At 52.5% G+C, this 26,576-nt stretch carries 33 protein-coding genes and 1 tRNA gene; 13 read left to right on the top strand and 21 right to left on the bottom strand.

The window, feature by feature from the left end; genetic code table 11:
* Positions 1-10: 10 nt before the first annotated feature.
* The 7 genes from B9Z32_RS07050 to B9Z32_RS07025 form a co-directional block, all read right to left on the bottom strand.
* The gene (locus B9Z32_RS07050) at positions 11-892 is read right to left on the bottom strand and encodes a cytochrome c oxidase subunit 3 (protein ID WP_108420545.1); all 882 of its coding nucleotides are present in this window, start codon (positions 890-892) and stop codon (positions 11-13) included.
* 42 nt (positions 893-934) lie between these two features.
* The gene (locus B9Z32_RS07045; RefSeq protein WP_108420544.1) at positions 935-1,144 is read right to left on the bottom strand and encodes a DUF2970 domain-containing protein; all 210 of its coding nucleotides are present in this window, start codon (positions 1,142-1,144) and stop codon (positions 935-937) included.
* Positions 1,141-1,767, bottom strand: a complete 627-nt coding sequence (locus B9Z32_RS07040) for a cytochrome c oxidase assembly protein (RefSeq protein ID WP_108420543.1) — start codon at positions 1,765-1,767, stop codon at positions 1,141-1,143. The genes B9Z32_RS07045 and B9Z32_RS07040 overlap by 4 nt, the downstream gene beginning before the upstream one ends.
* Positions 1,768-1,788: 21 nt before the next feature.
* Positions 1,789-1,908 carry a cytochrome oxidase small assembly protein gene (locus B9Z32_RS14230; RefSeq protein WP_233248119.1) on the bottom strand — a complete coding sequence of 40 codons (120 nt, stop codon included), beginning with the start codon at positions 1,906-1,908 and terminating at the stop codon, positions 1,789-1,791.
* Positions 1,909-1,924: 16 nt separating this feature from the next.
* Positions 1,925-3,553: a cytochrome c oxidase subunit I gene (gene ctaD, locus B9Z32_RS07035; RefSeq protein WP_108420542.1), complete on the bottom strand. Its 1,629-nt coding sequence runs from the start codon at positions 3,551-3,553 to the stop codon at positions 1,925-1,927.
* Positions 3,554-3,588: 35 nt separating this feature from the next.
* Complete coding sequence (coxB, locus tag B9Z32_RS07030) at positions 3,589-4,761, bottom strand: cytochrome c oxidase subunit II (protein WP_108420541.1); 1,173 nt, start codon at positions 4,759-4,761, stop codon at positions 3,589-3,591.
* Positions 4,762-4,916: 155 nt separating this feature from the next.
* Positions 4,917-5,852: a methyltransferase domain-containing protein gene (locus B9Z32_RS07025; protein WP_108421065.1), complete on the bottom strand. Its 936-nt coding sequence runs from the start codon at positions 5,850-5,852 to the stop codon at positions 4,917-4,919.
* Between the two features lie 67 nt (positions 5,853-5,919).
* On the opposite strand from B9Z32_RS07025, the gene B9Z32_RS07020 reads away from it, so the two are divergent.
* On the top strand, positions 5,920-6,582 hold the full coding sequence (locus tag B9Z32_RS07020) for a ComF family protein (protein WP_108420540.1): 663 nt from the start codon (positions 5,920-5,922) through the stop codon (positions 6,580-6,582).
* Between the two features lie 29 nt (positions 6,583-6,611).
* A complete protein-coding gene (gene trmL, locus B9Z32_RS07015) occupies positions 6,612-7,079 on the top strand; it encodes a tRNA (uridine(34)/cytosine(34)/5-carboxymethylaminomethyluridine(34)-2'-O)-methyltransferase TrmL (RefSeq protein ID WP_108420539.1) in 468 nt (155 codons plus the stop codon).
* A 38-nt stretch (positions 7,080-7,117) separates the two neighbouring features.
* Here the strand turns inward: trmL and B9Z32_RS07010 are convergent, their stop codons facing one another.
* The 3 genes from B9Z32_RS07010 to pcaF are packed head-to-tail and all read right to left on the bottom strand — an operon-like array spanning position 7,118 to position 9,810.
* Positions 7,118-7,573 carry a MaoC family dehydratase gene (locus B9Z32_RS07010; protein WP_108420538.1) on the bottom strand — a complete coding sequence of 152 codons (456 nt, stop codon included), beginning with the start codon at positions 7,571-7,573 and terminating at the stop codon, positions 7,118-7,120.
* Between the two features lie 25 nt (positions 7,574-7,598).
* Complete coding sequence (locus B9Z32_RS07005) at positions 7,599-8,597, bottom strand: NADPH:quinone reductase (RefSeq protein ID WP_108420537.1); 999 nt, start codon at positions 8,595-8,597, stop codon at positions 7,599-7,601.
* A gap of 10 nt (positions 8,598-8,607) precedes the next feature.
* Positions 8,608-9,810: a 3-oxoadipyl-CoA thiolase gene (gene pcaF, locus B9Z32_RS07000; RefSeq protein ID WP_108421064.1), complete on the bottom strand. Its 1,203-nt coding sequence runs from the start codon at positions 9,808-9,810 to the stop codon at positions 8,608-8,610.
* Positions 9,811-9,923: 113 nt separating this feature from the next.
* Here pcaF and B9Z32_RS06995 point away from each other — a divergent pair, with 113 nt between their 5' ends.
* Entirely contained in the window at positions 9,924-10,361 is a 438-nt protein-coding gene (locus B9Z32_RS06995) for a DUF1841 family protein (protein ID WP_108420536.1), read from the top strand.
* Here the strand turns inward: B9Z32_RS06995 and B9Z32_RS06990 are convergent.
* A complete protein-coding gene (locus B9Z32_RS06990) occupies positions 10,358-11,020 on the bottom strand; it encodes a cytochrome c (RefSeq protein WP_108420535.1) in 663 nt (220 codons plus the stop codon). The genes B9Z32_RS06995 and B9Z32_RS06990 overlap by 4 nt on opposite strands.
* Positions 11,021-11,139: 119 nt before the next feature.
* Between B9Z32_RS06990 and B9Z32_RS06985 the strand changes: the two genes are divergently transcribed.
* The 6 genes from B9Z32_RS06985 to B9Z32_RS06960 all read left to right on the top strand — a co-directional run bounded on the left by B9Z32_RS06985 (position 11,140) and on the right by B9Z32_RS06960 (position 14,466).
* On the top strand, positions 11,140-11,982 hold the full coding sequence (locus B9Z32_RS06985; protein ID WP_108420534.1) for a MoxR family ATPase: 843 nt from the start codon (positions 11,140-11,142) through the stop codon (positions 11,980-11,982).
* A gap of 10 nt (positions 11,983-11,992) precedes the next feature.
* A complete protein-coding gene (locus B9Z32_RS06980) occupies positions 11,993-12,250 on the top strand; it encodes a hypothetical protein (protein ID WP_108420533.1) in 258 nt (85 codons plus the stop codon).
* Positions 12,247-12,864, top strand: coding sequence for a GNAT family N-acetyltransferase (locus tag B9Z32_RS06975; protein WP_108420532.1), 618 nt, complete (start codon positions 12,247-12,249; stop codon positions 12,862-12,864). Before B9Z32_RS06980 ends, B9Z32_RS06975 begins: the two co-directional genes overlap by 4 nt.
* 3 nt (positions 12,865-12,867) lie before the next feature.
* Positions 12,868-14,052, top strand: a complete 1,185-nt coding sequence (locus B9Z32_RS06970; protein WP_108420531.1) for a VWA domain-containing protein — start codon at positions 12,868-12,870, stop codon at positions 14,050-14,052.
* A 30-nt stretch (positions 14,053-14,082) separates the two neighbouring features.
* The gene (locus tag B9Z32_RS06965; RefSeq protein ID WP_108420530.1) at positions 14,083-14,379 is read left to right on the top strand and encodes a DUF1330 domain-containing protein; all 297 of its coding nucleotides are present in this window, start codon (positions 14,083-14,085) and stop codon (positions 14,377-14,379) included.
* A 12-nt stretch (positions 14,380-14,391) separates the two neighbouring features.
* Positions 14,392-14,466: transfer RNA gene (locus B9Z32_RS06960), tRNA-Arg, on the top strand.
* A gap of 7 nt (positions 14,467-14,473) precedes the next feature.
* On the opposite strand, the gene B9Z32_RS06955 is transcribed toward B9Z32_RS06960, so the two are convergent.
* Genes B9Z32_RS06955 through B9Z32_RS06930 form a run of 6 tightly spaced genes read right to left on the bottom strand, consistent with a single transcriptional unit; the run spans position 14,474 to position 19,051 of the window.
* Positions 14,474-15,211 carry a lysophospholipid acyltransferase family protein gene (locus B9Z32_RS06955; RefSeq protein WP_108420529.1) on the bottom strand — a complete coding sequence of 246 codons (738 nt, stop codon included), beginning with the start codon at positions 15,209-15,211 and terminating at the stop codon, positions 14,474-14,476.
* Between the two features lie 2 nt (positions 15,212-15,213).
* On the bottom strand, positions 15,214-16,485 hold the full coding sequence (locus tag B9Z32_RS06950) for a dihydroorotase (protein ID WP_108421063.1): 1,272 nt from the start codon (positions 16,483-16,485) through the stop codon (positions 15,214-15,216).
* 28 nt (positions 16,486-16,513) lie between these two features.
* Positions 16,514-17,476, bottom strand: coding sequence for an aspartate carbamoyltransferase catalytic subunit (locus tag B9Z32_RS06945; RefSeq protein WP_108420528.1), 963 nt, complete (start codon positions 17,474-17,476; stop codon positions 16,514-16,516).
* 17 nt (positions 17,477-17,493) lie between these two features.
* A complete protein-coding gene (gene pyrR / locus B9Z32_RS06940; protein ID WP_108420527.1) occupies positions 17,494-18,033 on the bottom strand; it encodes a bifunctional pyr operon transcriptional regulator/uracil phosphoribosyltransferase PyrR in 540 nt (179 codons plus the stop codon).
* A complete protein-coding gene (gene ruvX / locus B9Z32_RS06935; RefSeq protein WP_108420526.1) occupies positions 17,994-18,410 on the bottom strand; it encodes a Holliday junction resolvase RuvX in 417 nt (138 codons plus the stop codon). The genes pyrR and ruvX overlap by 40 nt, the downstream gene beginning before the upstream one ends.
* On the bottom strand, positions 18,407-19,051 hold the full coding sequence (locus tag B9Z32_RS06930; protein ID WP_108420525.1) for a YqgE/AlgH family protein: 645 nt from the start codon (positions 19,049-19,051) through the stop codon (positions 18,407-18,409). The genes ruvX and B9Z32_RS06930 overlap by 4 nt, the downstream gene beginning before the upstream one ends.
* Before the next feature lie 26 nt (positions 19,052-19,077).
* On the opposite strand from B9Z32_RS06930, the gene B9Z32_RS06925 reads away from it, so the two are divergent.
* Positions 19,078-20,568 (top strand): deoxyribodipyrimidine photo-lyase, encoded by a 1,491-nt coding sequence (locus tag B9Z32_RS06925; RefSeq protein ID WP_108420524.1) that lies wholly within the window; start codon positions 19,078-19,080, stop codon positions 20,566-20,568.
* A 29-nt stretch (positions 20,569-20,597) separates the two neighbouring features.
* On the opposite strand, the gene B9Z32_RS06920 is transcribed toward B9Z32_RS06925, so the two are convergent.
* Complete coding sequence (locus B9Z32_RS06920) at positions 20,598-20,750, bottom strand: rubredoxin (RefSeq protein WP_055361413.1); 153 nt, start codon at positions 20,748-20,750, stop codon at positions 20,598-20,600.
* A 78-nt stretch (positions 20,751-20,828) separates the two neighbouring features.
* Here B9Z32_RS06920 and B9Z32_RS06915 point away from each other — a divergent pair, with 78 nt between their 5' ends.
* Both B9Z32_RS06915 and hemL read left to right on the top strand, forming a co-directional pair.
* Positions 20,829-21,776, top strand: coding sequence for a bifunctional hydroxymethylpyrimidine kinase/phosphomethylpyrimidine kinase (locus B9Z32_RS06915; protein ID WP_108420523.1), 948 nt, complete (start codon positions 20,829-20,831; stop codon positions 21,774-21,776).
* The gene (hemL, locus tag B9Z32_RS06910; protein WP_108420522.1) at positions 21,760-23,064 is read left to right on the top strand and encodes a glutamate-1-semialdehyde 2,1-aminomutase; all 1,305 of its coding nucleotides are present in this window, start codon (positions 21,760-21,762) and stop codon (positions 23,062-23,064) included. Before B9Z32_RS06915 ends, hemL begins: the two co-directional genes overlap by 17 nt.
* Here hemL and purH read toward each other — a convergent pair whose 3' ends face one another.
* Genes purH through dusB form a run of 3 tightly spaced genes read right to left on the bottom strand, consistent with a single transcriptional unit; the run spans position 23,065 to position 25,926 of the window.
* Positions 23,065-24,645 carry a bifunctional phosphoribosylaminoimidazolecarboxamide formyltransferase/IMP cyclohydrolase gene (purH, locus tag B9Z32_RS06905; protein ID WP_108420521.1) on the bottom strand — a complete coding sequence of 527 codons (1,581 nt, stop codon included), beginning with the start codon at positions 24,643-24,645 and terminating at the stop codon, positions 23,065-23,067.
* A gap of 4 nt (positions 24,646-24,649) precedes the next feature.
* Positions 24,650-24,886: a Fis family transcriptional regulator gene (locus B9Z32_RS06900; RefSeq protein WP_108420520.1), complete on the bottom strand. Its 237-nt coding sequence runs from the start codon at positions 24,884-24,886 to the stop codon at positions 24,650-24,652.
* Entirely contained in the window at positions 24,883-25,926 is a 1,044-nt protein-coding gene (gene dusB / locus B9Z32_RS06895) for a tRNA dihydrouridine synthase DusB (protein WP_108420519.1), read from the bottom strand. The genes B9Z32_RS06900 and dusB overlap by 4 nt, the downstream gene beginning before the upstream one ends.
* A gap of 132 nt (positions 25,927-26,058) precedes the next feature.
* On the opposite strand from dusB, the gene B9Z32_RS06890 reads away from it, so the two are divergent.
* Positions 26,059-26,574: a YqaA family protein gene (locus B9Z32_RS06890; protein ID WP_108420518.1), complete on the top strand. Its 516-nt coding sequence runs from the start codon at positions 26,059-26,061 to the stop codon at positions 26,572-26,574.
* Positions 26,575-26,576 lie beyond the last annotated feature (2 nt).

The following is a 26,576-nucleotide window of genomic DNA, read 5'->3' as shown; positions in this document are numbered from 1 at the left end:
CCAAGCCTGCTTACATCCAGTAAACCAAGATGTACAAACCAAGCCAAACCACGTCAACGAAGTGCCAGTACCAAGCCGCACCTTCAAAGCCGAAATGACGGTCTTTGGTGAAATGGCCCTTTTGCAAACGCAAAGTAATGAACAACAACATGAGCATGCCCACAAACACGTGGAAACCGTGGAAGCCTGTGAGCATGTAGAAGGTAGAGCCATAAATACCTGAGCTGAGCTTCAGGTTTAAATCGCCCCATGCATGGGCATATTCGTAGCCTTGAACAAACAAGAAGACCATGCCCAACAACACCGTCATCCACATGAACTTGATGGTTTTGCTGCGGTCACCGTGCTGCAAAGCATGGTGAGCAATGGTCAGGGTGACGCCAGAAGTTAACAACAAAGCGGTGTTGATGGTGGGCAACCAGAAAGGTCCCATGGTTTGGAAGGGCTCAACAATGCCAGCGGGAGATGCTGTAGCGCCGGCAGCCACAGAAGGCCACACCGCTTTGAAGTCGGGCCACAAGAGGGCATTTTCCAAGCCACCCAGAGCAGGCACGGAATGTGAACGAGCCCACCACAAAGCCGTGAAGAAGGCACCAAAGAACATCACCTCAGAGAAGATGAACCAGGTCATGCTCCAACGGAACGACAAATCAATTTTGCGACTGTACATGCCGCCTTCGCTTTCGCTGATGGCGTCACTGAACCATTGGTACAAAACAACCAACCACCAAGCCAAACCTGCAAACAGCGAGTACTTGCCCCACTCTTCACCATTGATCCATTGGCCAGCGCCCAAGATCACCAAGAACAAGCCAAACGCGGCCATGACCGGATGGCGTGATGCATTGGGAACGTAGTAGTAAGGCGTTGTGCCGTGTGATGTAGAACTCATGCTTGCTCCTGCTCTCTCTTAAACCAAATCTGTCTCAATAAATTACAAGGTGATGGGCTGTGCCACCACCCAATTGACGAGGGCGATTAAGCCCACCACAAAGATCAATGCCAAACACAGTCCCACCACCAACACATGGAAGGGGTTGAGCTTGGCCATGTCTTCTTGGCCTTCGCTGTTTTTTCTCAAACCAATGAAGGACCACAAAACTGCTTGCACAGTTCGCAAAAATGGCACTTGATGGCTGCTCATGAACCCGCCTTGGGTGTGAACAAAGAAGCCGGTGCTAGCGCCACGGGTGTAGATGCTGGTGCTGCGGGCGTTTTGCCGCCCACCTCAAAAAATGTGTACGACAAAGTGATGGTGGTGACGTCTTTGGAAAGCTTAGGGTCAATCACAAAGGCCACCGGCCATTCTTTCTTTTCACCAGGCTCCAAGGTGTATTGGTTAAAGCAAAAACACTCCATTTTGTTGAAGTGAGCTGCTGCCTGATTGGGTGCATAGCTGGGAATGGCTTGTGCAGCCATGCGCCTGTTTTGCACGTTTTGAAATTGGTACATTACCGTGGCGAGTTCACCAGGGTGAACCTGCACAGAACTTTGCGCAGGCTTGAAGTCCCAGGGACCACGCGAGTTGGCATCAAACTCTACCGTGATGGTGCGCGAATAATCGACTTGGGTGTTGCCTGGCTTCACATCTTTTCCGGTGATGCCATTGCCGGGCACTTGCCGCTCTGAGATAGACAGAATATTAATGCCTGTCATTTCGCAGATGTGCTTGTAGATGGGAATGAGCGCATAACCAAACGCAAACATGCCGGCCGCAACAATGGCCAGCTTACTCACCATTTTGATATTTTCGCGGTACAGGCTCATATGTTTGCTTGGAGAAGGTGCTTAACGGGAAGTCAGCATGAGCATCTTGACCAAGAACCCCAAAAAGAAAACCAAAGCCACCGAGGCCAAGATGAGGCCCAAGCGTGTGTTGCTTTTCTTTTGTTCAGGGGTTGCGGCCATGATCAATATTTCCAAGTTAACCAATCACGCGGGTTGCCGTAGCATCCAACTTGGGTGGGTTTTCAAATGTGTGGAAAGGTGCAGGAGATGGAACTTCCCACTCCAAACCTTCGGAGGCTTCCCATGGCTTTTGAGGTGCTTTTTCACCTTTGCCGCGCATGCAAGGCAGAACCACAAACAAGAAGAAGTAAACCTGTGCAAAACCGAACAAGAAACCACCCACTGAGGCCAGCGCATTGAAGTCGGCAAACTGCATGGGGTAGTCGGCATAACGACGTGGCATGCCGGCCAAGCCCAAGAAGTGCATGGGGAAGAAGGTGACGTTGAAGGAAATAAGCGACCACCAGAAGTGAATCTTGCCGCGGCCTTCGTTGTACATCACGCCTGTCCACTTTGGCAGCCAGTAGTAAGCGCCAGAGAACATGGCAAACAAAGAACCCGCCACCAACACATAGTGGAAGTGAGCCACCACGTAATAGGTGTCTTGCAATTGAATGTCGATAGGCGCCATGGCCAAGATCAAACCTGTGAAGCCGCCCATGGTGAACACAAAGATGAAGCCAATGGCAAACAACATGGGAGTTTCAAACGTCATGGAGCCGCGCCACATGGTGGCAATCCAGTTGAAAATTTTCACAGCGGTTGGCACTGCAATCAACATGGTGGCGTACATGAAGAACAACTGGCCTGTCACAGGCATGCCGGTTGTAAACATGTGGTGTGCCCACACGATGAAAGACAAAATGGCAATGGAAGAAGTGGCGTAAACCATGGAGGCGTAACCAAACAACTTTTTGCGCGAGAAAGCAGGAACCACTTGGCTGATGATGCCGAAGGCCGGCAAAATCATGATGTATACCTCGGGGTGACCGAAGAACCAGAAGATGTGCTGGTACATGACAGGGTCGCCGCCGCCAGCGGGGTTGAAGAAGCTGGTACCGAAGTGACGGTCAGTAAGCGTCATGGTAATGGCGCCGGCCAACACAGGCATGACCGCAATCAACAAATAGGCCGTAATGAGCCATGTCCAAGCAAACATGGGCATCTTCATGAGCGTCATGCCAGGGGCACGCATGTTCAAGATGGTCACAATAATGTTGATGGAGCCCATGATGGATGAGGCACCCAAGATGTGCAACGCAAAAATACCGGCGTCCATGGAAGGACCCATTTGCAATGTGAGGGGTGCGTACAAAGTCCAGCCAGCAGCAGGTGCGCCACCGGGCATGAAGAAAGAACCTGCCAACATGATGGCAGCAGGAATCATGAGCCAGAAGCTGAAGTTGTTCATGCGCGCAAAAGCCATGTCGGATGCGCCAATTTGCAGCGGGATCATCCAGTTGGCAAAGCCCACAAAGGCCGGCATGATGGCGCCGAACACCATGATCAGTCCGTGCATGGTGGTGAGTTGGTTGAACAACTCAGGATTGACCAGTTGCAAGCCTGGCTGGTACAACTCGACGCGAATGAGCAGCGCCAAGATACCGCCAATCATGAACATGGCAAAGCTGAACAACAAGTACAAAGTACCGATGTCTTTGTGGTTGGTGGCATACACCCAACGGCGCCAGCCCGTGGGGGCACCGTGATGGTCATGGGCATCATGACCGTGGGCTTGATCGTGAGGATGGAGAACAGCGCTCATCTTTGATTCCTTTAAATACTCTTAAAAGTACCTGATTACTTGCGTGCAGCCAGCACTTCGGCGGGTTGAACGACTTGCCCAGTTTTGTTAGACCAATTGTTTTTGGTGTACGTGATCACAGCAGCAATATCGGTATCGGACAACTGCTTCCATGCAGGCATGGCTTGGTTGTTTTGACCGTTGAGCAACACTGCAATTTGCTTCGATTTGTCGGCATTCAAGACCAGAGCAGAACCGTCCAATGCCTTGATTGAGCCTACAGCCTTACCAGCAGCTTGGTGGCAAGCCACGCAATTGGCCGCGTAAACCTTTTCGCCGCGCTTGATTGAATCTTCTAAGGCCCAAACTTTGGTGGGGTCATCGGCTTTGGCAGCCATTTTTTTCTTCTCATCTTCAACCCACTTGGAATAATCTTCAGCGGACACCACCCTCACATTGATAGGCATGTAGGCGTGTTCTTTGCCGCACAACTCTTGGCACTGACCGTAGAAGAGGCCGGTTTTTTCAGCACGGAACCAGGTGTCGCGCACGAAGCCTGGAATGGCGTCTTGCTTGATACCAAAAGCAGGCACAGCAAAGGCGTGAATCACGTCATTGGCGGTGGTGATGATGCGGATTTTTTTGCCGACAGGCACCACCATGGGGTTGTCTACCTTGAGCAAATAGTCATCGCCTGAAGGCTTGCCTGTGTTGGACATTTCGCGCTGAGCGTTGTCCAGGGTAGAGATGAAACCAATGCCTTCACCTTCGCCCTTGATGTAGTCGTAGCCCCACTTCCACTGATAGCCCGTGGCTTTGATGGTGAGGTCGGCGTTGGTGGTGTCTTTTTGGGCCACCAGCACTTTGGTAGCGGGCAAAGCCATCAAGATCACAATGATGAAGGGCACGATGGTCCAAATGACTTCAACTGTCATGGACTCATGGAATGTGGCGGGCTTGTGGCCTACCGATTTGCGGTGCTTCCAAATGGAGTAGAACATGACAGCGAACACAGCCACAAAAATGACGGTGCACAAAATCATCATGAACACATGAAGAGAGTGTTGCTCTTCAGCAATTTTGGTTACAGCAGGATGGAAATCCAACTGATTGACTGCGGGGCCGCCAGGCAAGTCTTTGACAGCGTAAGCGGCAGTTGCCACCCAAGCGCCAGCCCAAATGCCAGCTTTGCCCAGCAAAGACACCAATGTTTTGGAAATGCTCTTCATAGTTTTCACTAACTTCCAAGTTTCAAAATGAAACCACTACAGTTATTACAAAAGGAATCACGCGAGAGACTTAAACCACAGCCCAAAAAGGACTGTTGATGTACAAGCTCAACGGGCGAAATTTTAACCGAGTTGAAGGCCGACTTTGCGCTTTATCAAAGTTGATTTGATTTCTTTTGCGGATTTATAAGCATTTGGCGCATATCCTCTAAACCGATGTGGCTTTGCGGCGCAACTTTCACACGCGCCTGAGGCTTTAAAGCGTGACCATAAACCACCTCGAAAGTGAGAGCCAGTCGGCCTTCCGAGTCTTTTTGGGCCAAACGAAGGAGTGCCGTGTGAAATTGTTTCAACCAATTTCGACCCCTCATTCCTTGAAATCTGCTGACATGAAAATTACGCCCAATAACCCTAAGGTCACTGAGTAATTTCTCGGAGTTGACGTAGGTCAAGGTGATTTTTTCCATGTCCATCACCGGCTCTGCAAAACCAGCATGCACCAACATGTCGCCCCAATCATGCATGTCGGTAAATTCATGGCTAGGCATGGGCCAGCCCATCTCGGCATAAACCGCTCTCAATTCTTGCAGTGTGTCAGGGCCCAAACAAGAAAACATCACAAAACCATCCACGGCCAACACACGGTGCCATTCGGCCAAGAGAGTTTCAGGGTCTGCCGCTTGATGCAGCAACATGTTGGCCCAAACCAGATCGACGCTGTGAGACTTCAAGAGCTCAGACTTGAGCTGTGTTTGAAACCAACGTTTTGGTTTCCACCAAGGTGCGCGAAAAGTAGATTGCACCCATTCGACCTCCGCTGCTCGATCGGCATACAAATGCCCAATGGCTTTCGGGTAACGCTTGCGCAACAAAGCCAAAATATTCAGCCCTGCTCGCACAGGGTTCCAGCACACCCAAGACTTGGGTTGCAATCGAATGAAGGCCAATCTTTCCTCCATGCGGCGCGCCACTTCTTCGTGCAGCCAAGGCGATTCGATGCGGCTTGGCTTGAAGGGCTTTGAACCCAAGGCCAGGGTGGCCCATCTGCGAGCAGCAATGGGGTCTAGGCTTGGAGGACGTTCGTGAGGCATGGGATTGAAAGCGTTTTGTAATGCCATGAATGGTTTGAATGGCGTGAGCGAAGTATATTGATTTGCAATGCACCTTCCTAGCCAATGCGCCATTTGCAAAGCTTGGCCCTCACATGCCATTTGCAGTGCCTGTGTAGGGGCTTTTGGTCAACCTGTACCCAGATGCCAGCGCTGCGCTTCTGAATCAAGCCTCAAAATTTGCTCAGCCTGTCTTCAAACACCCAGCGCACTCAATGCCTGCTGGACAGCCATGGCTTATGTTTGGCCTTGGACCTCGCTCATTGCAGAATTTAAGTTTCAGGACCAAGCCAGTTGGGCAAGTCATTTTGCCTTGCTCATGCAAAACGCGCCCTTTGCTGCCGATGCCATCGAACTAGCAGACGCACTGATTCCAATTCCACTTTCGTTCAAGCGTTTGGCCGAAAGAGGCTACAACCAATCCTTGCTGCTGTCACAAAAGTTATCTTTACAAAAAACGCACCCACACAGCTTGATGAGAATGCGGCACACCCCCGCGCAAAGCACCCTCCCCCGGCCCGAAAGACTCACCAACTTGAACGGTGCTTTTGCAGTAGCGCCTTTGATGGCCGCCAAGCTGCGAGGCCAGCGAGTGATGCTCATTGACGATGTCATGACCAGTGGCGCCACCCTTGAAGCCGCAGCGCGGGTTTTAAAGCAAGCAGGCGCAGCGCATGTGTGCGCATTGGTGTTTGCCAGAACACCGGCTTAAGGCAGCTTTAAAACAAGGACAATAGCGCCATGTTTCAAATTGTTTTGGTTGAACCTGAAATTCCGCCCAACACGGGCAACGTGATTCGCTTGGCGGCCAACACGGGTTGCGCTTTGCACCTCATTGAACCGCTTGGCTTTTCTATGGAAGACAAGCACATGCGCCGAGCGGGTCTTGACTACCATGAGTACGCCATGGTCAAAAGGCATGCCAACTGGTCAGAGTTTTTAGCCTCCGAACAACCCGACCCTGCCCGTTTGTTTGCCCTCACCACAAAGGGCACACGCTTTGTGCATGACACGTCTTTTCAAAAAGGCGACTGGCTGGTTTTTGGCGCCGAGACTCGAGGCCTTGCGCCCGAATTGCGCGAAAGTTTTACACCGGCCAACCGTTTGAAACTGCCAATGCTTGAGGGTCAGCGCAGTTTGAACTTGTCCAACAGTGTGGCTGTCACGGTGTATGAAGCTTGGCGCCAAAATGGCTTTGCTAAACCTTAAACGTCAAGGCTCAAACGTTAAAACTTAAACGACAAGGCTCAGACGTAATAGCGCGCCAAGGACTCCGCAATGCAAGCGGGTTTTTCAGAGCCTTCACGCTCAATGCTCATTTCCCAAGTGAACTGCATGCCGTTGCCATCAATGGGCACCGCATTGAGCAGTTTCATGTGGCCCCGCAATTTGCTGCCCACTGGCACAGGTGAAGTGAACCGAACTTTGTTCAAGCCATAGTTCACGCCCATGCGCACATTTTCAATTTTGATGGCGCTTTGAGACAACTTGGGAATGAGCGACAAGGTAAGAAAGCCATGCGCAATGGGCGCGCCAAATGGGCCGGCCTTGGCTTTCTCAACATCGATGTGAATCCACTGATGATCGCCTGTGGCCTCGGCAAACATATTGACCTGTTCTTGGGTGATTTCGGTCCAAGGTGACACGGCCACGGTTTGACCGATGCATGCTGCAAGTTCTTGAAGGGTTTGAAATGTTTTCATACCCCGCACTCTAACCAGCTTTTTCTCAGAGATCAATCACCACATTGCCTAGTTGACCTGCTTCCACTGCTTCGTGCGCTTTCACAATTTCATCCAGCGAGAAGCGTGCGCCAATGGTGTGCTGAAGCTGACCGCTTGCCATCAATGCATTCAGACGATTGACACACCAAGTTCTGTCAGCCGGCAACAAGTCGTAGACCAAGAAAAATTTAAATCCAATTGAATTGAACAGCAAGGGGCGGAAGGTCAATGGAATATCGCCCACCACATTGGAGCCATAGCCTACCAATAAGCCGTGTGGCGCCAAGCCACCCGTGGTCACCCACTGCGATGCTGTTGCAAAGTCCATGTCAATGATGACATCGACACCTCGGCCTTGGCTAAAAGCTTTCAAGCGCTCCACCACTGGCTCTGTTTTGTAAAAAATAGTTTCGACAGCACCAGCTGCTTTGGCATGCACCGCTTTATCTTCAGAGCCCACGGTGCCAATGACATGACCACCATATTGCGTGACCAGTTGGGTGATGTAATGGCCCACTGCAGACGATGCACCGGTGACCAAAACTTTTTTACCACGCAAATTTTCGTCACCAGCCAAATGCACAGCTTGCACAGCAGTCAGGCCTGGAATGCCCATGCAAGCACCGGCTGCAAAATCGGTGTTGTCTGGCAATTTCACGGCTTGTACTTCAGGCACCACAATGGCTTCAGAGGCCGTGCCATGGGGCCGTTGCCATTGTGCATTCCAAATCCAAACGCGCTCGCCCACTCGCTGTTTTGACACGCCCTCACCCACCGCTTCAATAACGCCAGCGCCATCGCTGTGTGGCACCACCCAAGGGTCGCTTAGGGGTCTTGCGCGTCGCGATTTCACATCGGATGGATTGACACCCGAAGTGGCCAATCGAACATACACCTCTCCTGCGCCTGGCGCCTTTAATGGCAGCGAGCCCAACACCATGACATCACGGGCTTCACCATTTTTTTCATACCAAGCTGCGCGGGTGGTGAGTGGTGTTGTCATTTGCAAATCCTTAAACGCGTTCCAAAATAAGGGCAATGCCCTGACCCACGCCAATGCACATGGTGCACAGCGCATAGCGCCCGCCAGTGGCATGCAAACGGTTCACAGCGGTGGTGGCCAAACGCGCACCCGATGCACCCAGCGGATGACCTAGCGCAATGGCGCCTCCCCATGCATTCACTCGCTCATCGTCGTCTTTCAAACCCAACATGCGAAGCACGGCCAAGCCTTGTGCTGCAAAGGCTTCGTTCAATTCAATCACGTCCATTTGATCGAGCGTCAAACCGGTTTGCGCCAACACTTTCAAGGTGGCTGGTGCTGGTCCAATGCCCATCACACGCGGCGCCACACCTGCGGTGGCCATGCCCACCACACGGGCTTTGGGTGTGAGACTGTACTTGCCAGCCAAAGTTTCGTTGGCCAACAGCAATGCACAAGAACCATCGTTGACACCACTGGCGTTGCCGGCAGTGACAGTGCCATCGGGGCGAACTACGCCTTTGAGTTTGGCCAACGATTCCATGCTGGTTTCGCGGGGATGTTCGTCTTTGTCAACCACGATGGCATCGCCCTTTTTCTGGGGAATGGTGACGGCTGTAATTTCACGCGCTAAGTGGCCCGCCTTTTGCGCAGCCACTGCTTTCATCTGGCTGTTCAGAGCCATTTTGTCTTGTGCTTCGCGCTCAATTTTGTAATCGGTGGCCACGTTTTCTGCGGTCTCGGGCATTGAGTCCACACCATATTTTTCCTTCATCAATTTATTCACAAAGCGCCAGCCAATGGTGGTGTCATACACCGCGTTGGCTCGGCTAAAGGCTGTCTCTGCTTTAGGCATCACAAACGGTGCGCGGCTCATGCTTTCAACGCCACCAGCAATCATCAATCCTGCTTCACCAGACTTGATGGCACGGGCTGCAGAGCCCACAGCATCCAAGCCCGAACCGCACAAACGGTTGAGGGTGGCACCCGGCACATCAATGGGCAAACCGGCCAGCAAACTGCTCATGTGGGCCACGTTGCGGTTGTCTTCACCCGCTTGATTGGCGTTGCCATAAAACACATCGGTGACGGCAGCCCAATCGACTTGCGGGTTGCGGGCCATCAGGGCGCGCAAAGGGATGGCGCCCAAGTCATCGGTACGCACACTCGATAGCGCGCCACCATAACGGCCAAAAGGGGTACGAATTGCGTCGCAAATGAAGGCTTGTGTGATGTTGCTGCTCATGGCTTTACTTTTGCTAAGGTGTGTTGTTTTGACAATCATGCAATATAGTGCATGTTTCGACTCATTTCAAGCCTTTTTTCTACCTAGGCGACAATTCAGACATGCTAATTCAACCTTCTCAAGCCGATGTGAGGCGTTTTTTTTGTGGTGCGTATGCCAAATCTCGTTCGGGCGTGACCTTAGAGCCTATCGAAATTTTGGCCAGCCAATGGATTGATGAACACCCTGAGTACCATGCCGAATTGGCAGATGTTGATGCAGCCTTGGCTGCGATGCAAAACGCCGATCCTGCGCGTGAGAATCCTTTTTTGCATTTGTCGATGCACTTGTCAATCAGCGAACAATGCAGCATTGATCAGCCGCGAGGCATCAGGCAAGCTGTGGAATTGCTGAGCCACAAAAAACAGTCATTGCACGATGCCCACCACGCCACCATGGAATGCTTGGGACGCATGATTTATGAAAGCCAACGCGCCGGCAAAATGCCCGATGGCAATGTCTACATTGACTGCGTGCAAAGGCACGCTACCAAAGACTAGCGGAATTTAGACTGGGGCACTGTTTTCAAGTCGCCATCCAAAGAGGCAATGTAGGCTGCCATGGCTTTGAGTTCGTTGTTGGTGTATTGCTTTGCAATGCCACCCATGACGCCATTGGCACGACCCCATGTGGCTTGGTTTTCAGTTTTGTAGGACTTAAGCGCCACGAACAAAAAGTCTTTGTGCTGGCCAGCAATTTTGGGGTAGCTGGGGTCAATGGGTTTAGAGAAGCTCTCGCCATGGCAAGAAACACAAGCGCCTTTTTTCAGCAACTCGGCTACCTTGGCATCGGGGGCTTTGACGGGGGCAGTTTTAGCGCCTTGAACCACGCCATGCTGCGCGTAATAGGCAGAGATATCGGCAATGTCTTGCTCCGTGAGGCTAGCAGCAATACCGCGCATGGTGGGGTGCTTGCGATCGCCTTTTTGGTAGGCGGTCAAGGAAGAAGCAATGTACTTGGCGTTTTGACCAGAGATCATGGGCACACGGTACACCTCAGGAAAACTGGCCTGATAGCCCTTGATGCCATGGCAACCAATGCACATGTCAATCTTGGCTTCGCCGGCCTTGGCGTTGCCCTGCACGTCTTGTGCGTGGGCTGAGAAAACGGTCGCTGAAGCGACAGTTAAAGCGATCAATGAGGATAACAAAGCGTTCATTTTGCGAGCACAATCAAACTTGGATTGATGAAAATCAATGCGGGATTATATCGAGTGCGCCTACTCAATCCTGACTTTTCTTATTTCAAACAACTTTTAATCTACTTTTGCAGCCAATTATGAAATTCCAAGGGACCGAAAACTACGTTGCCACGCAAGATTTGAAGCTGGCCGTCAATGCCGCTATCACTCTCAAGCGCCCATTGCTTGTCAAAGGCGAGCCTGGCACGGGCAAAACCATGTTGGCCGAAGAAGTGTCTGAAGCACTGGGTTTGAAACTCATTCAGTGGCACATCAAATCGACCACCAAAGCCCAGCAAGGCCTCTACGAATACGACGCCGTAAGCCGTCTGCGCGACAGCCAATTGGGCGATGAGAAAGTCAAGAACATCGAAAACTACATCATCAAGGGGGTGTTGTGGCAAGCCTTCACCAGCGAAGAGCCCGTAGCCATCTTGATTGATGAGATCGACAAAGCCGACATCGAATTTCCCAATGATTTGCTAAGGGAAATTGACCGCATGGAATTTTATTGCTACGAAACGCGCCAACTCATCAAAGCCAAAACGCGTCCCGTGGTGTTCATTACTTCTAACAATGAGAAGGAATTGCCCGACGCTTTCTTGCGCCGCTGCTTCTTCCACTACATCAAGTTTCCAGAAGCCGACACCATGAAGCAAATTGTGGATGTGCACTTCCCCAACTTGAAAAAAGAATTGCTTGCAGTCGCTTTGAAAAACTTTTACGACGTGCGCGGTTTGCCCGGCTTGAAAAAGAAGCCCTCCACCAGCGAACTGCTCGATTGGTTGAAGCTCTTGGTGGCAGAAGACATTCCTTTAGAGGCCTTGCAAAGTGCAGACCAAAAAGTCAGTGTGCCACCATTGGTGGGCGCTTTGCTCAAAAACGAACAAGACGTGAGCTTGTTTGAAAAGTTGGTTTTCATGAACCAACGCAACCGCTGAGATTCAGAGCATGTCGCGCAATCCTCTTCTTGAAGGCATTTCCGATGCCGTTGGCTTTGTGGGCGGCGCACTCCTGGGTTTTTGGGCAGGCCGCCTTTTGGGCTGGAATGTGTTTGCCAGTGGTTATGGCACCGATAGCATTGGCGGCATTTTGCTAGTGGGTTTGGGCGGCGGTTTGGGTTTGCAATTGGCACGCAAATGGCAAGCGCATCAAGGTTTGCGCTCAGATGCCAAGAACGACTCTTCATCCAAGAAGGACGGGGAATGAGTTTCAGCAGCTCCTTCACTTCTGCCGTTAAGCTGCGAGGACAGCACGTTACTTTGCTGCCATTGAACATGTCACATGAGGGCGATTTGGTGGAGGCCGTCAAAGACGGTGAACTCTGGCGCCACTGGTACACCCTCATTCCCTCTCCCGAAAAAATGGGCGAAGAAATTAAGAGACGTTTGAAGCTGCAAGATCAAGGCAGCATGTTGCCTTTCGCAGTCATGGCATCTGGAAAAGCCGTGGGCATGACCACCTACATGAACATAGACGCGCCCAACAAACGCCTTGAAATTGGCTCCACCTGGTACCGAGCCAATGTGCAAAGAACACCCCTCAATACAGAATGCAAACGTCTTTTGTTGACACATGCGTTTGAGCAGCTTCAATGCATTGCTGTTGAGTTTAGAACTCATTTTTTCAACCAACAAAGCCGACGCGCCATTGAGCGCTTGGGCGCCAAGCTTGATGGCATTCTGCGCAACCATGCCATCAACACACACCCCGATGCAGTTGGCGCACTTCGCGACACCTGTGTCTATAGCATTTTGAACACCGAGTGGCCTTCTGTGAAAGCACACTTGGATTACCAACTCCATCGTGCGCGCAAGGCCTGAACCATGCTGATCGATTTCTTTTACACCCTCCGTGCCGCCAAATTGCCGGTGTCTGTTCGCGAGTACCTCAATGTGCTTGAAGCCCTTCAAGCCAACGTGGTGGGCCCGGCCTCCGATGCATGCAGCATTGATGATTTTTATCACCTGAGCCGCACTGTTATGGTGAAGGATGAGAAACACTACGATAAGTTTGACAAAGCCTTTGGGGCTTACTTCAAAGGCGTCGAAATGCTCACCGACTTCACCAAAGAAGTGCCACTCGATTGGCTGCAAAAAATCTTAGAAAAAGAGCTCACTCCCGAACAAAAAGCCGCCATTGAAAAAATGGGCTGGGACGAGTTGATGGAGACTTTGAAGAAACGCTTGGAAGAACAAAAAGAACGCCACGAAGGTGGCAACAAATGGATTGGCACAGGCGGCACCTCCCCTTTCGGCAACGGTGGACACAACCCCCAAGGCATTCGCATTGGCGGCAAAGGCGGCAACCGAAGCGCCGTGAAAGTTTGGGAGCAACGCGCCTACCGCGACTACGACGACACCCAAGAACTGGGCACCCGCAACATCAAAGTGGCTTTGCGCCGGCTGCGCAAATTTGCACGAGAAGGCTCTGCCGAAGAACTTGATTTGCCAGACACCATTCGCGCCACTGCCGCCAATGCCGGCTACTTGGACATCAAGATGATTCCTGAGCGTCACAACAATGTAAAAGTGTTGTTGCTCATGGATGTGGGCGGCACCATGGACGATCACATTGCGAGGGTTGAAGAATTGTTCTCAGCTGCCAAAGCCGAGTTCAAACACCTCGAGTTTTATTATTTCCACAACTGCGTGTACGACTTCATGTGGAAGAACAACAAACGCCGTTATGCCGAAAAGTTTCCCACCTGGGATATCTTGCGCAAGTACAACAAAGACTACAAGCTGATCTTTGTAGGCGATGCCACCATGAGCCCCTATGAAATTTTGCAGCGAGGCGGCAGTGTGGAATACAACAACGAAGAAACTGGAGCCGAGTGGCTTCAGCGCCTCACTCACACCTTTCCCAAATACGCTTGGATCAACCCTGAACCGCAAGGCGTTTGGCAATACCGCCAAAGCATTGCCGTCATTCAACAACTCATGAGCAATCGCATGTTCCCCCTCACCCTCAAGGGCCTGGAAGATGCCATGCGCATGATGAGCAAATAATTTTTACAACTTCAAAACAAGGAGCACCACATGGCCAAAGCTTATGTCATCGGACAAATTACTGTGCACAACCCAGAGGGTTATGCCAAATATGCGAAACAAGTGCCAGCCACTTTGGCGCAATATGGCGGTAAATATTTGGTACGCGGTGGCAAAAGCACCCAAGTAGAGGGCGTGGCCCAGGGCGACCGCCGTGTGGTTATCGAATTTGCCAGCCGCGAAGCTGCAGAAACTTGGCACCACAGCCCCGAATACCAAGCCATCTTGCCCGATCGAATCAACAATTCGGAAGGTCACATTGCCATTGTGGATGGGTTTGAAGGCTAAAATTCAGCCTCCGCCGCCGTAGTTCAATGGATAGAACGAGTGCCTCCTAAGCGCTAGATACAGGTTCGATTCCTGTCGGAGGCACCAGTGAATGCTACTTACGGCACCCGTCCTTCAAGCCCATTACTTTGCTGCGAAGGCTGTGTGCCCAGGCTCTACGGTCTTGGCCATTTGCCGCTTCCATTTCACCATATTGAACTACTGCCTTTAAGCCTCTCGAATTGAGCGTGCTCCAAATAGACCCCATCAAGGTATCGTCGCCAATAAATCTTGCCGCCATCGAAATCTCATTGGTTTGAGCATCTACAAATTGAAGCGCCAAAGGCTGAACAGGCGCATTGGCATCAATGGCTGACTGAATCAAGTTGGCATGAAAGGGCAGCATGTCAATGCCGTCACCCGTGGTGCCTTCAGGAAAAACTGCCAACACATCGCCCTCTTTCAAAGCTCGCGCCATTTCCTTCACCATGCGCACGGCGTCTTTTCGGTTTTCGCGCTCGATGTACAAAGTGCCAGCACCTGTGGCCAAGGTGCCAATCAAAGGCCATTCGCGCAATTCTGATTTAGACACAAAGCGGCAATGCCGAGTGGCGTGAATGACCACAATGTCTAACCATGAAATGTGATTGCACACCAACAATGCAGGCCCCAGCAATACCGGCTTGCCGCGCACTTCAAGCTCAATGTCCCAAATGCGCAAGAGCTGCGTCGCCCACACTTGTACCCGCGCCTCTCTCTGTTGTGGATTTAACTGAGGAAATCGAAAATAAATGGTGAACCAGCCCACCAGGACATGCCAAATACCGCGCAATAACTTGATGGCAACGCGCATCTTTACGCTGAGTAAGCCACTTGGCCATGAACCAATGTACAGCGCACACGACCGGGCAAGTCATAGCCAGAAAATGGGGTGTACTTGCCTTGGCTGCGCAAGTTGTCAGCCGTCACTTGCCAATGCGCTTCAGGGTCCAAAATACACACATCGGCCTGCCCGCCTATCTTCAGCTGTCCTATGTCTTGTTTGAGCACACGCGCCGCTTCGTGGGTGATAGTTGCAATGGCACGCGACAAAGGCACTTTGCTGTCTTGTGACCATTTAAGTGCCAAGCTCAACAACAGCTCAAGGCCTGTTGCACCAGGTTCTGCTTCTGCAAAAGGCAGTGCTTTTTCATCTTCACTCACAGGGCTATGGTCTGACACCAGCGCATCGATGGTGCCATCGGCCAACCCTTCACGCAATGCATCGCGGTCGCGTTGTTGGCGCAGCGGGGGAGACACGCGTGCTCGGCTGTCGAAGTAGCCCACATCGGCATCGGTGAGGTGCAATGAGTTGATGCTCACATCGCAAGTAATTGGCAAGCCCTCTGCTTTGGCTTGGCGCACCAAGGCCACGCCCGCGGCACTGCTAATGCGGCACAAGTGCACATGCGCTTTGGTGCTTTTGAGCAATTCAAAAATTGTGTGCAAAGCAATGGTTTCTGCCGCCACAGGCACACCCGATAAACCCATGCGAGTGGCCAAGGGACCACTTGCGGCCACGCCTTTGCCCAAATGCAATTCTTGCGGGCGCAGCCAGACGGTGTAACCAAAAGAGTTGGCGTATTGCAAAGCACGCTGCAGCACTTGTGTGTTTTCAAGAGCCACTTCGGCTTGGCTGAAACCAACGCAGCCAGCCTCGGTCAGCTGAACCATTTCGGTCAACACTTCACCCTTCAGGCCGCGAGTCAATGCACCCAGCGGCATCACTTTGGAGCGATTGAGTTTTTCGGCTTTAAAGCGCAGCATTTCGACCAGGCCTGGTTCATCCAACACGGGATCTGTATCAGGTGGGCACACCAAGCTGGTCACACCACCCGCAACAGCCGCTGCCAATTCTGAATCGAGCATGCCTTCGTGTTCATGGCCTGGCTCTTTCAGACGCACAGACAAATCAACCAAGCCGGGCATCACGATGCAGCCTTTGGCATCGATGGTTTTTTGCGCTTGAAAATCTGCAGGTACTTTTCCAATGGCCACAATTTTGCCGTCTGAGATGGCCACATCTGCCACATTGTCGGTTTGGCTGCCGGGGTCGATCACACGACCGCCTTGAATCAAAATTTTCATGGTCTTTGTTCTTTCTTCTTCTGGTTCTTCAAGCTTCATTGCCCGCCACGATGCTCATGACAGCCATGCGCACCGCAATGCCAAAGGTCACTTGCGGCAAGATCACACTTTGCGGACCGTCCACCACCGCCGAGTCAATTTCCACACCGCGGTTAATGGGGCCCGGGTGCATCACGATGGCATCGGGTTTGGCCAGTTGCAGTTTTGCAGTCGTCAGGCCAAAGCGTTTGAAGTACTCTTGGCTTGAGGGCAACAAAGCGCCGCTCATGCGCTCGTTTTGCAAACGCAAGGTAATGACCACATCACAATCTTTAATGCCTTCTTCCAAGTTATGGAACACCTTCACGCCCATTTGCGACATGTCGGAGGGCACCAAGGTTTGGGGGCCCACCACACGAACTTCAGCGCAACCCAAAGTGGTTAGCGCATGAATATCGGAGCGCGCTACGCGTGAGTGCAACACGTCGCCCACAATGGCCACCGTGAGGTTGGTAAAATCTTTTTTGTAGTGGCGAATGGTGTACATGTCGAGCAAACCCTGAGTGGGGTGTGCATGGCGTCCGTCACCGGCATTGACCACGTGCACATGCGGTGCCACGTGCTGGGCAATGAGGTAAGGCGCACCCGACTCGGAATGGCGCACCACAAAAATATCAGCCGCCATGGCCGATAAGTTGGCAATGGTGTCTAGCAACGATTCACCCTTAGAGGCCGAAGAGCGCGCAATGTCGAGGTTGATGACGTCAGCAGACAAACGTGTAGCTGCAATTTCAAAGGTGGTGCGGGTGCGGGTGCTGTTCTCGAAGAACAAGTTAAAAACGCTTTTGCCGCGCAGCAAAGGCACTTTTTTCACTTCGCGGTCGCTCACGCTCACAAAGTTGGCCGCGGTGTTTAGGATGTGCGTGAGAATGTCGCGCGACAAACCTTCGGTGGACAGCAAGTGAATGAGCTCACCGTTTTTGTTGAGTTGGGGATTGCGTTTGTAGAGCATTTTTATTCTTTCCCTGCTTAGCTGTTTTCTTCTTGTACTTCAAAGCTGAACTCGCCGCTGTCTAAACGCACCAGCGCCAGCGACTGCGAATTAGGCAAGGCCACACGTGCAGCTGCATAGTCTGCTTGAATGGGCAGCTGACGTCCGCCACGATCGACAAGCACCGCCAGCCGCACATTGGCGGGCCGGCCATAGTCAAACAATTCATTGATGACGGCCCTGATGGTGCGACCTGTGTAAAGCACATCATCCAAGATCAGCACATCGGCACCTTGAATTTCAAATGGCAAGCTGGTTTGGCCGCCAGCCGACAAGCCGCGCTGCGCAAAATCATCGCGGTGCATGGCCGATGAAATGCTGCCGTGCTTGCCACTCAAGCCCAAATCTTTTTGCAAACGCTCGGCCAGCCAAGCGCCACCCGAGGTGATGCCCACCAAACGTGTTTCGGGTGTGCACATGGCTCGCACACCGCGCAAGAGTTCGCTGTACAGCGCCTCTGCATTCAAAGCCAATGCACTCACGGCAGACTCCTTAAAAATTGTTCCAAAATAATGCATGCCGACGCAGCGTCGGCATCTTTCGCGCCATTCGAGATGGCTTCTGTGGTGCTGTAACGCTCGTCTACTTCGTACACAGACAAACCAAAGCGGCCGCGCAATTGACGGGCAAACTTTTGCGCGCGCAAGGTGTTTTCGTGAGATGCACCATCGGGGTGAAAAGGTACACCCACCACCAAGGCATCTGGCGTCCACTCTTTAATGCGTTTTTCAATGTGTACAAACCGCGCATCGCCTTCAGCCACCACGGTTGATTGCGGCGTGGCTTGGCGAAGCATGCGGTTGCCAACGGCAACACCCGTGCGCTTGAGTCCAAAATCGAAAGCCAAAAAACTCTGCTGCGACGCAGGCACAGTGAGCGCCTGGTCTAGGCTCATGCGTGGCCCGCCTGATTTAACAGCATCCATGGCTGTAGGCCCAACAAGGCCAAGGCTTTTTCGTAACGCTTTTCAATGGGCGTGTCAAAAATGACAGCAGGATCGGCCTCCACAGTGAGCCAACTGTTTTCGCCAATTTCAGACTCGAGTTGACCTTCGCCCCAGGAGGCATAGCCCAATGTCACCAGCACGCGTTTGGGGCCGGAGCCATTGGACATGGCTTCAAGGACATCTTTGGAGGTGGTCATGGCCAGACCGCCTGGAACGCTCAAGGTAGAGGCGTAAATAGAGGTGCTTTTTGAATCAGCTTCTGGCTTCAGTGCTGTATCTGGCTTTTCAGAATTTTCTAAATCTGATTCCAGCATGGGCTCATGCAGCACAAAACCACGCTCGGTTTGAACTGGGCCGCCATGCATTACATTGGATTGCAATAAGTCTTCGCGGTGAAGCGGCAACTCGACTTTGTCGAACAAATGCTTCAAACTCAGATCGCCGGGTTTGTTGATGATCAAGCCCATGGCACCGCGCTCAGAGTGTTCACACAAATACACCACACTTTTGGCAAAAGTAGGGTCCTCCAAACCAGGCATGGCAATCAAAAAATGATGCGAAAGCAAAGTGGAGGCAAAATCGGCAGACATGTCTCAATTTTAACGGCCTCTAACCCATGCACAAACCCTTTTCTTCCGGCTTGGTCTGGTTTCGACGCGATTTGCGGGTGGCAGACAATGCCGCCCTGTTCCACGCCCTGAAAAATTGCCACAAAGTGCACTGTGTCTTTGTGTTTGACACAGACATTCTGAAAGAGCTGCCCGCCCAAGACCGCAGAGTGGCCTTTATTCGAGAGTCTTTGGTCGAATTGGACCACCTCATTCGTCAAGCAGCGGTGCAAGCGGGTGTCGAAGCCAAGCTGGCCAGCCAAGCCGGCCTGATTGTTTTGCATGGCCGCCCCCTCCAAGAAATTGCCCAACTGGCCAAGCAATTGGAAGTCCAAGCCGTCTTTGCCAACCACGACGATGAGCCTTTCGCCCTTGCCCGCGACGCCCAAATTCGGGGTGCACTGGCCAACGCAGGTGTGGCTTTGCATACCTACAAAGACCATGTGGTCTTTGAACGCCAAGAGGTCCTAACCTTGGCGGGCAACCCTTACACCGTGTTCACACCCTACAAAAACGCTTGGCTCAAAAAAATTCAGCCCCAAGACCTGGCGCCTCATCCCGTGGCCGAGCATGCAGCCGCTCTGGCCCCAAGGCCCAAGGCATTTCAGTCCGCAGTCCCAACCCTGCCCGACATCGATTTTGAAAACATCGACCTCATTGCCTTGCATTACAAACCTGGCGTATCTGGCGCACAAGCTTTGCTAGAAGACTTTTTGCTCCGCATTGACCGCTACGAAGAAACCCGCAATTTCCCGGCCATCAAAGGCCCCAGTTATTTGAGCGTGCACCTGCGTTTTGGAACCATCTCTATTCGCCAATTGGCCCTTGAGGCATGGCAGCGGTACAAGTCAAGCGAAGGCGCCAGCGTGTGGTTGTCCGAACTCATTTGGCGCGACTTTTACGCCCAAATTTTGGCCAACTTTCCGCATGTGGCCGAACGCTGCTTCAAGGCCGAATACGATCATATTAAGTGGGAACATGGCCCTCATGGCAAGGCCCTTTTTGCAGCTTGGTGCGAAGGCCGAACCGGCTATCCCTTGGTCGATGCCGCCATGGCCCAAATCAACCAAACCGGCTACATGCACAACCGCCTGCGCATGGTAGTGGCTTCGTTTCTCACCAAAGATTTGGGAATCGATTGGCGCTGGGGCGAAAAATACTTTGCCCAGCACCTCATCGACTTTGATTTGTCGGCCAACAACGGTGGTTGGCAGTGGGCCAGCTCGAGTGGCTGCGATGCACAGCCTTATTTCAGAATTTTCAATCCTGTCACGCAGAGTGAAAAGTTCGATCCGAAGGGCAAGTTTATCAAGCGCTATTTGCCGCAGCTGGCGGGTTTGGAAGGCGCTGACATTCACGCGCCATGGGAAGCCAAGCCAATGGCCTTGCAAGCAGCAGGCATTAGTTTGGGAAAAGACTATCCAATGCCCGTGGTGAACCACGCAGAAGCCAGAGAAAAAACCCTGGCGCGCTACGCCGTGGTTAAAAAGATAACTTGAGAGGGCCCGTGGGGCCGCTCCAAAGGGGCTTAAATGGCCACCATTTCAAAGTCTTCTTTGCGAGCACCGCACTCTGGGCAAGTCCAGTTCATGGGCACATCGGCCCATGCGGTGCCGGGGGCAATGCCATCTTCTGGGCAACCAGCGGCCTCGTCGTAAATCCAGCCGCAAATTAAGCACATCCAAGTTTTAGTATCAGTCACAGTGTGTCACCAGTGTCGAATAGAATGAAACGATTGTATCGGGCTTCACTGTAACTCATGACCACGACATTACCGCCGACAGATCTACCAGAGGATGCCCTAGAAGGCGAAGAAGAAGCCAGCATTGCGTGCGTTTTGGTCTTCAATGCCAGCGATCCCAGTGGGGCCAGTGGCATCAGTGCCGATGTTTTGGCCATTGCCTCCGTTGGGGCACACGCACTGCCCGTTCTCACGGGCGCTTACGCCCGCGACTCCGCCCAAATTTTTGACTTTTTCCCACTCGATGAAGAAGCCGTTGGCGATCAAGCAAGGGCTGTATTGGAAGACATTCCGCCGCAAGTGATCAAAGTGGGCTTTGTGGGCAGTGCTGAAAATATCAGCATCATTGCCGAACTCACAGCCGATTACGACGGCGTCCCCGTGGTGGCCTACATGCCCAACCTGTCTTGGTGGGAAGACGAGCAAATCGACCAATACCTCGATGCTTTTCGCGAACTGCTGCTGCCCCAAACCAGCATCTTGGTGGGCCATCACAGCACGCTGCGCCGCTGGTTGTTGCCCGATTGGTCGAGCGACAAAAACCCTGGTCCGCGCGACATTGCCAAGGCCGCTTCAGAGTTGGGCGTGCCCTACACCCTGGTCACTGGCATCACCGTCAACGACCAACACATTGACAATGTGTTGGCCACCCCCGAAACCGTGGTGGGCCATGAAAAGTTTGAGCGCATTGAAGCCGTTTTCAGTGGTGCAGGCGAAACACTTTCTGCCGCCCTGGCCGCTTTAATTGCCACAGGCCTTGATTTATCTGCTGCTGCCAGCGAAGCTCTGCACTATTTAGACCGTTGCCTTGACGAGGGCTTTCGCCCTGGCATGGGCAAGGTCATTCCCGACCGATTGTTTTGGGCCCTACCCGATATTGAGGACGAGGACGAAGAAGCCGAGGCCGAAGGCCCCGACATGAACGCCGATTTTTTTGAAATGCCGATCAATGACACAAAACACTGACCTCAACGACACCCTGTTCGAACGCGCCCGCAAAGTCATTCCTGGCGGCGTCAATTCTCCCGTGCGCGCTTTTCGCGCCGTAGGCGGCACACCGCGCTTTGTGAAGCGCGCTGAAGGCGCTTACTTCTGGGATGCCAACGGCAAAAAATACATCGACTACATCGGATCTTGGGGCCCCATGATTTTGGGCCACGGCCACCCTGCCGTTTTAGAAGCCGTGCAAAAAGCCGCGCTTGATGGTTTTTCTTTTGGCGCACCCACCGAGCGCGAAGTTGAATTGGTCGAAGCCTTGCTCAAGCTAGTGCCGTCCATGGACATGGTGCGCTTGGTCAGCTCTGGCACCGAAGCAGGTATGAGCGCAGTGCGCTTGGCCCGCGGCGCCACAGGCCGCAGCAAGTTCATCAAGTTTGAAGGCTGCTACCACGGCCATGCCGATGCCTTGTTGGTCAAAGCCGGCTCTGGCTTGGCCACCTTTGGCAACCCCACCAGTGCGGGCGTGCCGCCCGAGGTGGTGCAACACACCCTGGTGCTCGAGTACAACAACATCGAGCAACTGGAAGAAGCTTTCAAACTTCATGGCCCTGAGTTGGCCTGCCTCATGATCGAGCCCATTGCAGGCAACATGAACTTTGTACGCGCCAGCGTGCCCTTCATGAAACGATGTCGCGAACTGTGCAGCCAATACGGCGCCCTGTTGGTGTTTGACGAAGTGATGACAGGCTGCCGCGTGGCCTTGGGCAGCGCTCAAAGCGTCTATGCCAAAAGCATTCCTGGCTTCGAGCCAGACATGACCGTCATGGGCAAAGTGATTGGCGGCGGCATGCCTTTGGCAGCCTTCGGTGGCAAACGCGCCGTCATGGAACAACTTGCGCCTTTGGGCCCTGTCTATCAAGCTGGTACTTTGAGTGGCAACCCAGTGGCCACAGCTTGCGGCTTGGCCACCTTGGCCGAAATTAGCAAGCCTGGTTTCTTTGATGCGCTGAGTGCAACCACACGTTCGTTGGTAGAAGGTCTGTCGGCTGCAGCAGCAGCTGAAGGTGTGCCCTTTGCAGGCGACTCTGAAGGCGGCATGTTTGGCTTCTTCTTGTTGCCCACCTTGCCCAGCAACTATCCGCAAGTGATGAAAACCGATGGCAGCAAGTTCAACACCTTGTTCCACGGCTTGCTAGACCGCGGTGTGTACATTGCGCCGGCCCTTTATGAAGCCGGCTTTGTGAGTGGCGCACACACGGCACAAGACATTGCCGACACGGTAAGTGCCGCGCGTGAGATTTTCAAAACGCTTTAATCAGTGGCGGAAATGACGCACGCCTGAGAACACCATGGCCACGCCGCGTTCATCAGCGGCGGCAATCACTTCAGGATCGCGCATCGAGCCGCCTGGCTGGATGACGCAATTGGCGCCAGCGTCTACCACCACATTCAAGCCATCGCGAAATGGGAAAAACGCATCGCTGGCCACCACAGTGTTTTGCAAACTCAAGCCTGCATGACCCGCCTTGATACTGGCTATGCGAGCTGAATCCAAACGGCTCATTTGGCCAGCACCTACGCCCATGGTCATGCCGTTGGCGCAAAACACAATGGCATTGCTCTTGACGTACTTGGCCACTTTCCAGGCAAACAACAAGTCTTGCAGTTGTGCAGGTGTGGGTTGCACTTTGGTAACCACTTTGAGATCGGCCAATTGCAATTCATGGTTATCAGCCGTTTGAATAAGCAAACCAGAGCCCACGCGTTTGATGTCTTGCGCATTGCGGCCTTGTTCAAAAGGCGTGCCGCCTGCTTTGAATTCGGGCAATGCAATTTGCAACACACGCACATTGGCTTTGGCTTTGAAAATTTCCAGCGCTTCGGGTGAGTAAGCAGGTGCCATTAAAACTTCTACAAACTGCTTGCTAATTTGCTGTGCAGCAGCGGCGTCAACAGTGCGGTTCAGCGCAATGATGCCGCCAAACGCAGAGGTTGGATCGGTTTGGAATGCCTTGTTATAAGACTCAAGGGCATTGGCACCCAATGCCACGCCGCAAGGGTTGGCGTGTTTCACAATGACACAGGCTGACTCAGAAAAACTCTTCACGCATTCCCATGCTGCATCGGCATCGGCAATGTTGTTGTAAGACAGTTCTTTGCCCTGAAGTTGAACAGCCGTAACCAAAGAGCCAGGCGCTGGATACAAGTCGCGATAGAAGGCGGCTGTTTGATGCGGGTTCTCGCCGTAACGCAAGTCTTGCAGCTTCACAAAACGGCCATTCGATTGCGCTGGGTATTCTGCGCGAGTGCCGTCTTCCAAATTGTAAGAAGACAAATAGTCGCTGATGGCTGCGTCGTAGTTGCTGATGCGATTGAAGGCGGCTACTGACAAAGCAAAACGAGTCTTGTCAGACACTTTGCCGCTGGCTTTGAGTTCTTCAATCACTGTGGCGTATTGCGATGCATCGGTGAGCACCGCCACATCTTTCCAATTCTTGGCCGCACTGCGCACCATGGCAGGGCCGCCAATGTCGATGTTCTCAATGGCGTCTTCCAAAGTGCAACCTGATTTGGTCACAGTGGCTTCGAAGGGGTACAAGTTGACGATGAGCAAATCGATGGTTTGAATGCCATGCGCTTTCAAAGCAGCCATGTGCTCGGGCACATCGCGTCGAGCCAACAAGCCACCATGCACTTTGGGATGCAAAGTTTTAACGCGGCCATCCAACATTTCTGGAAACTCTGTCACTTGAGCCACCTCTGTCACGGGCAAACCTTGTTCGGCCAGCAGTTTGGCGGTGCCGCCGGTGGATACCAACTCCACCTTCAGCGCATGCAGCGCTTGAGCAAGTTCGACGATGCCAGTTTTGTCAGAGACAGAAATCAGTGCTTTCATTATTTCATTTCAAAAGTTTGTGTTCTACAAGTTTCTTGCGCAGAGTGTTGCGGTTCAGGCCAAGCCACTCCGCTGCGCGCGATTGGTTTTGGTCTGCACGTTGCATAACCACTTCCAAAAGTGGCTTCTCCACCACATTCAGCAACATGTCATACATGCCATGCGGCTCCTCACCTGCCATGTCGCGAAAGTAATCGTTCAAGCTGTCACGGACGCATTCATCAATTTTTTTCTTGCTCATTCCATTGTCTCCAAAGCCATTTCAGCTTGCATGCCTGAAACAGCCACTGGCATGCGCTCCATGCGCGCTGCCATTTCCTCAAAAAAATCTGCCACGGCACGCGATTGCAAATCGGCCGACTCCAACGTATTCATGTACTCTCTGAACACCTCACCGCCAGGTAAATCACGCACATACCAGCCAATGTGTTTGCGCGCAGAACGCACGCCTGTGAGCTCACCATACAGGCCATAGTGATCTTGCAAATGCTCTAGCAAGGCACGCTTGACCTCAGCCACCAAGGGTGGAGCCAAGTGCTCGCCAGTGGCCAAGAAATGCACAATCTCACGGAAAATCCAAGGCCGGCCTTGAGCCGCACGACCCACCATGAGCGCATCTGCGCCAGTGTGCTTTAACACCTGCAAAGCTTTTTCGGGCGAGTCAATGTCACCATTGGCCACCACTGGAATTTTGAGAGCGGCCTTCACTGCCGCCACGGTGTCGTATTCGGCAAAGCCTTTGTAGCCTTGCTCGCGCGTTCGGCCGTGCACAGTCACCATTTGAATGCCCACGCTTTCAAAGGCCTTGGCCAACACCAAGGCATTTTTTTCAGTGTCACACCAACCCGTTCGCATTTTCAAAGTCACGGGCACACCACGGGGTGCGCAAGCTGCGACCACCGCCTCTGCAATTTCGATGGCCAAAGTTTCGTTTTGCATCAGGGCAGAGCCCGCCCATTTGTTGCAAACCTTTTTTGCGGGGCAGCCCATGTTGATGTCAATGATTTGGGCGCCTTGATCGATGTTGTAGGCAGCGGCCTCAGCCATCATGACGGCATCGGTGCCTGCAATCTGGACCGCTATAGGGCCGGGTTCACCCTCGTGGTTGGCGCGGCGAGAGGTCTTTAAACTTTTCCAAAGGTCTTTGCGCGAGGTGACCATTTCGCTCACGGCATAGCCCGCACCGAACTGTCTGCACAATTGGCGAAATGGCCGATCTGTCACGCCCGCCATGGGCGCTGCAAAAATGGCATTGGGTAAAACGTAAGGTCCGATTTGCATGGACAAGGTGAGGGAAAGGAAAAGTCGATCTGCTTAAAAACGAGGCACGATTGTAATTGCTTACTTTTTGAGCAGGGAGGTTATTTTGAAAGAAATTTCGAAATAGACACCTTTGGCTACACTCTCAGGTATATGGAAGCATGGCTATCTTCTCTCATGGCACAAGTCTTGGCTTGGTTGGCCTTGCCCGAATACGGTTTGTCGACTGTGTTCACCATTGCTTTTATTTCGGCCACCTTGCTCCCCATGGGCTCCGAGCCTGCTGTATTTGGTTTGATCAAACTCAACCCCGATTTATTTTGGGCCGCTATTTTGGTGGCCACAGCGGGAAACACACTGGGCGGCATGCTCAGTTGGTGGATGGGCTTTGGTGCGCACCATGCAGTAGACAAAGTACGCAGTCGCAAAGCACAAGACAACGCTGCAAGTGCCAGCATGAGCGATCAAATGCATTTGCGTGCACTCAAATGGCTTGAGAAATTAGGTCCTAAAGCTTGCTTATTGGCTTGGTTGCCAGGCGTGGGCGACCCTTTGTGCGCCGTTGCGGGATGGCTCAAAATGCCGCTGCTGGCCTGCAGTATCTACATGGCGATTGGCAAATTTTTGAGGTATTTGCTAATGACAAGTTTGCTGTTGTGGGTGTTTTAAAA

Origin of the sequence: Limnohabitans sp. MMS-10A-178, from assembly GCF_003063375.1 — a bacterium.
Lineage (GTDB): Bacteria > Pseudomonadota > Gammaproteobacteria > Burkholderiales > Burkholderiaceae_C > Limnohabitans_A.
The sequence above is the reverse complement of the archived record's forward strand: the minus strand, read 5'-3'. Positions and strand labels throughout refer to the sequence as shown.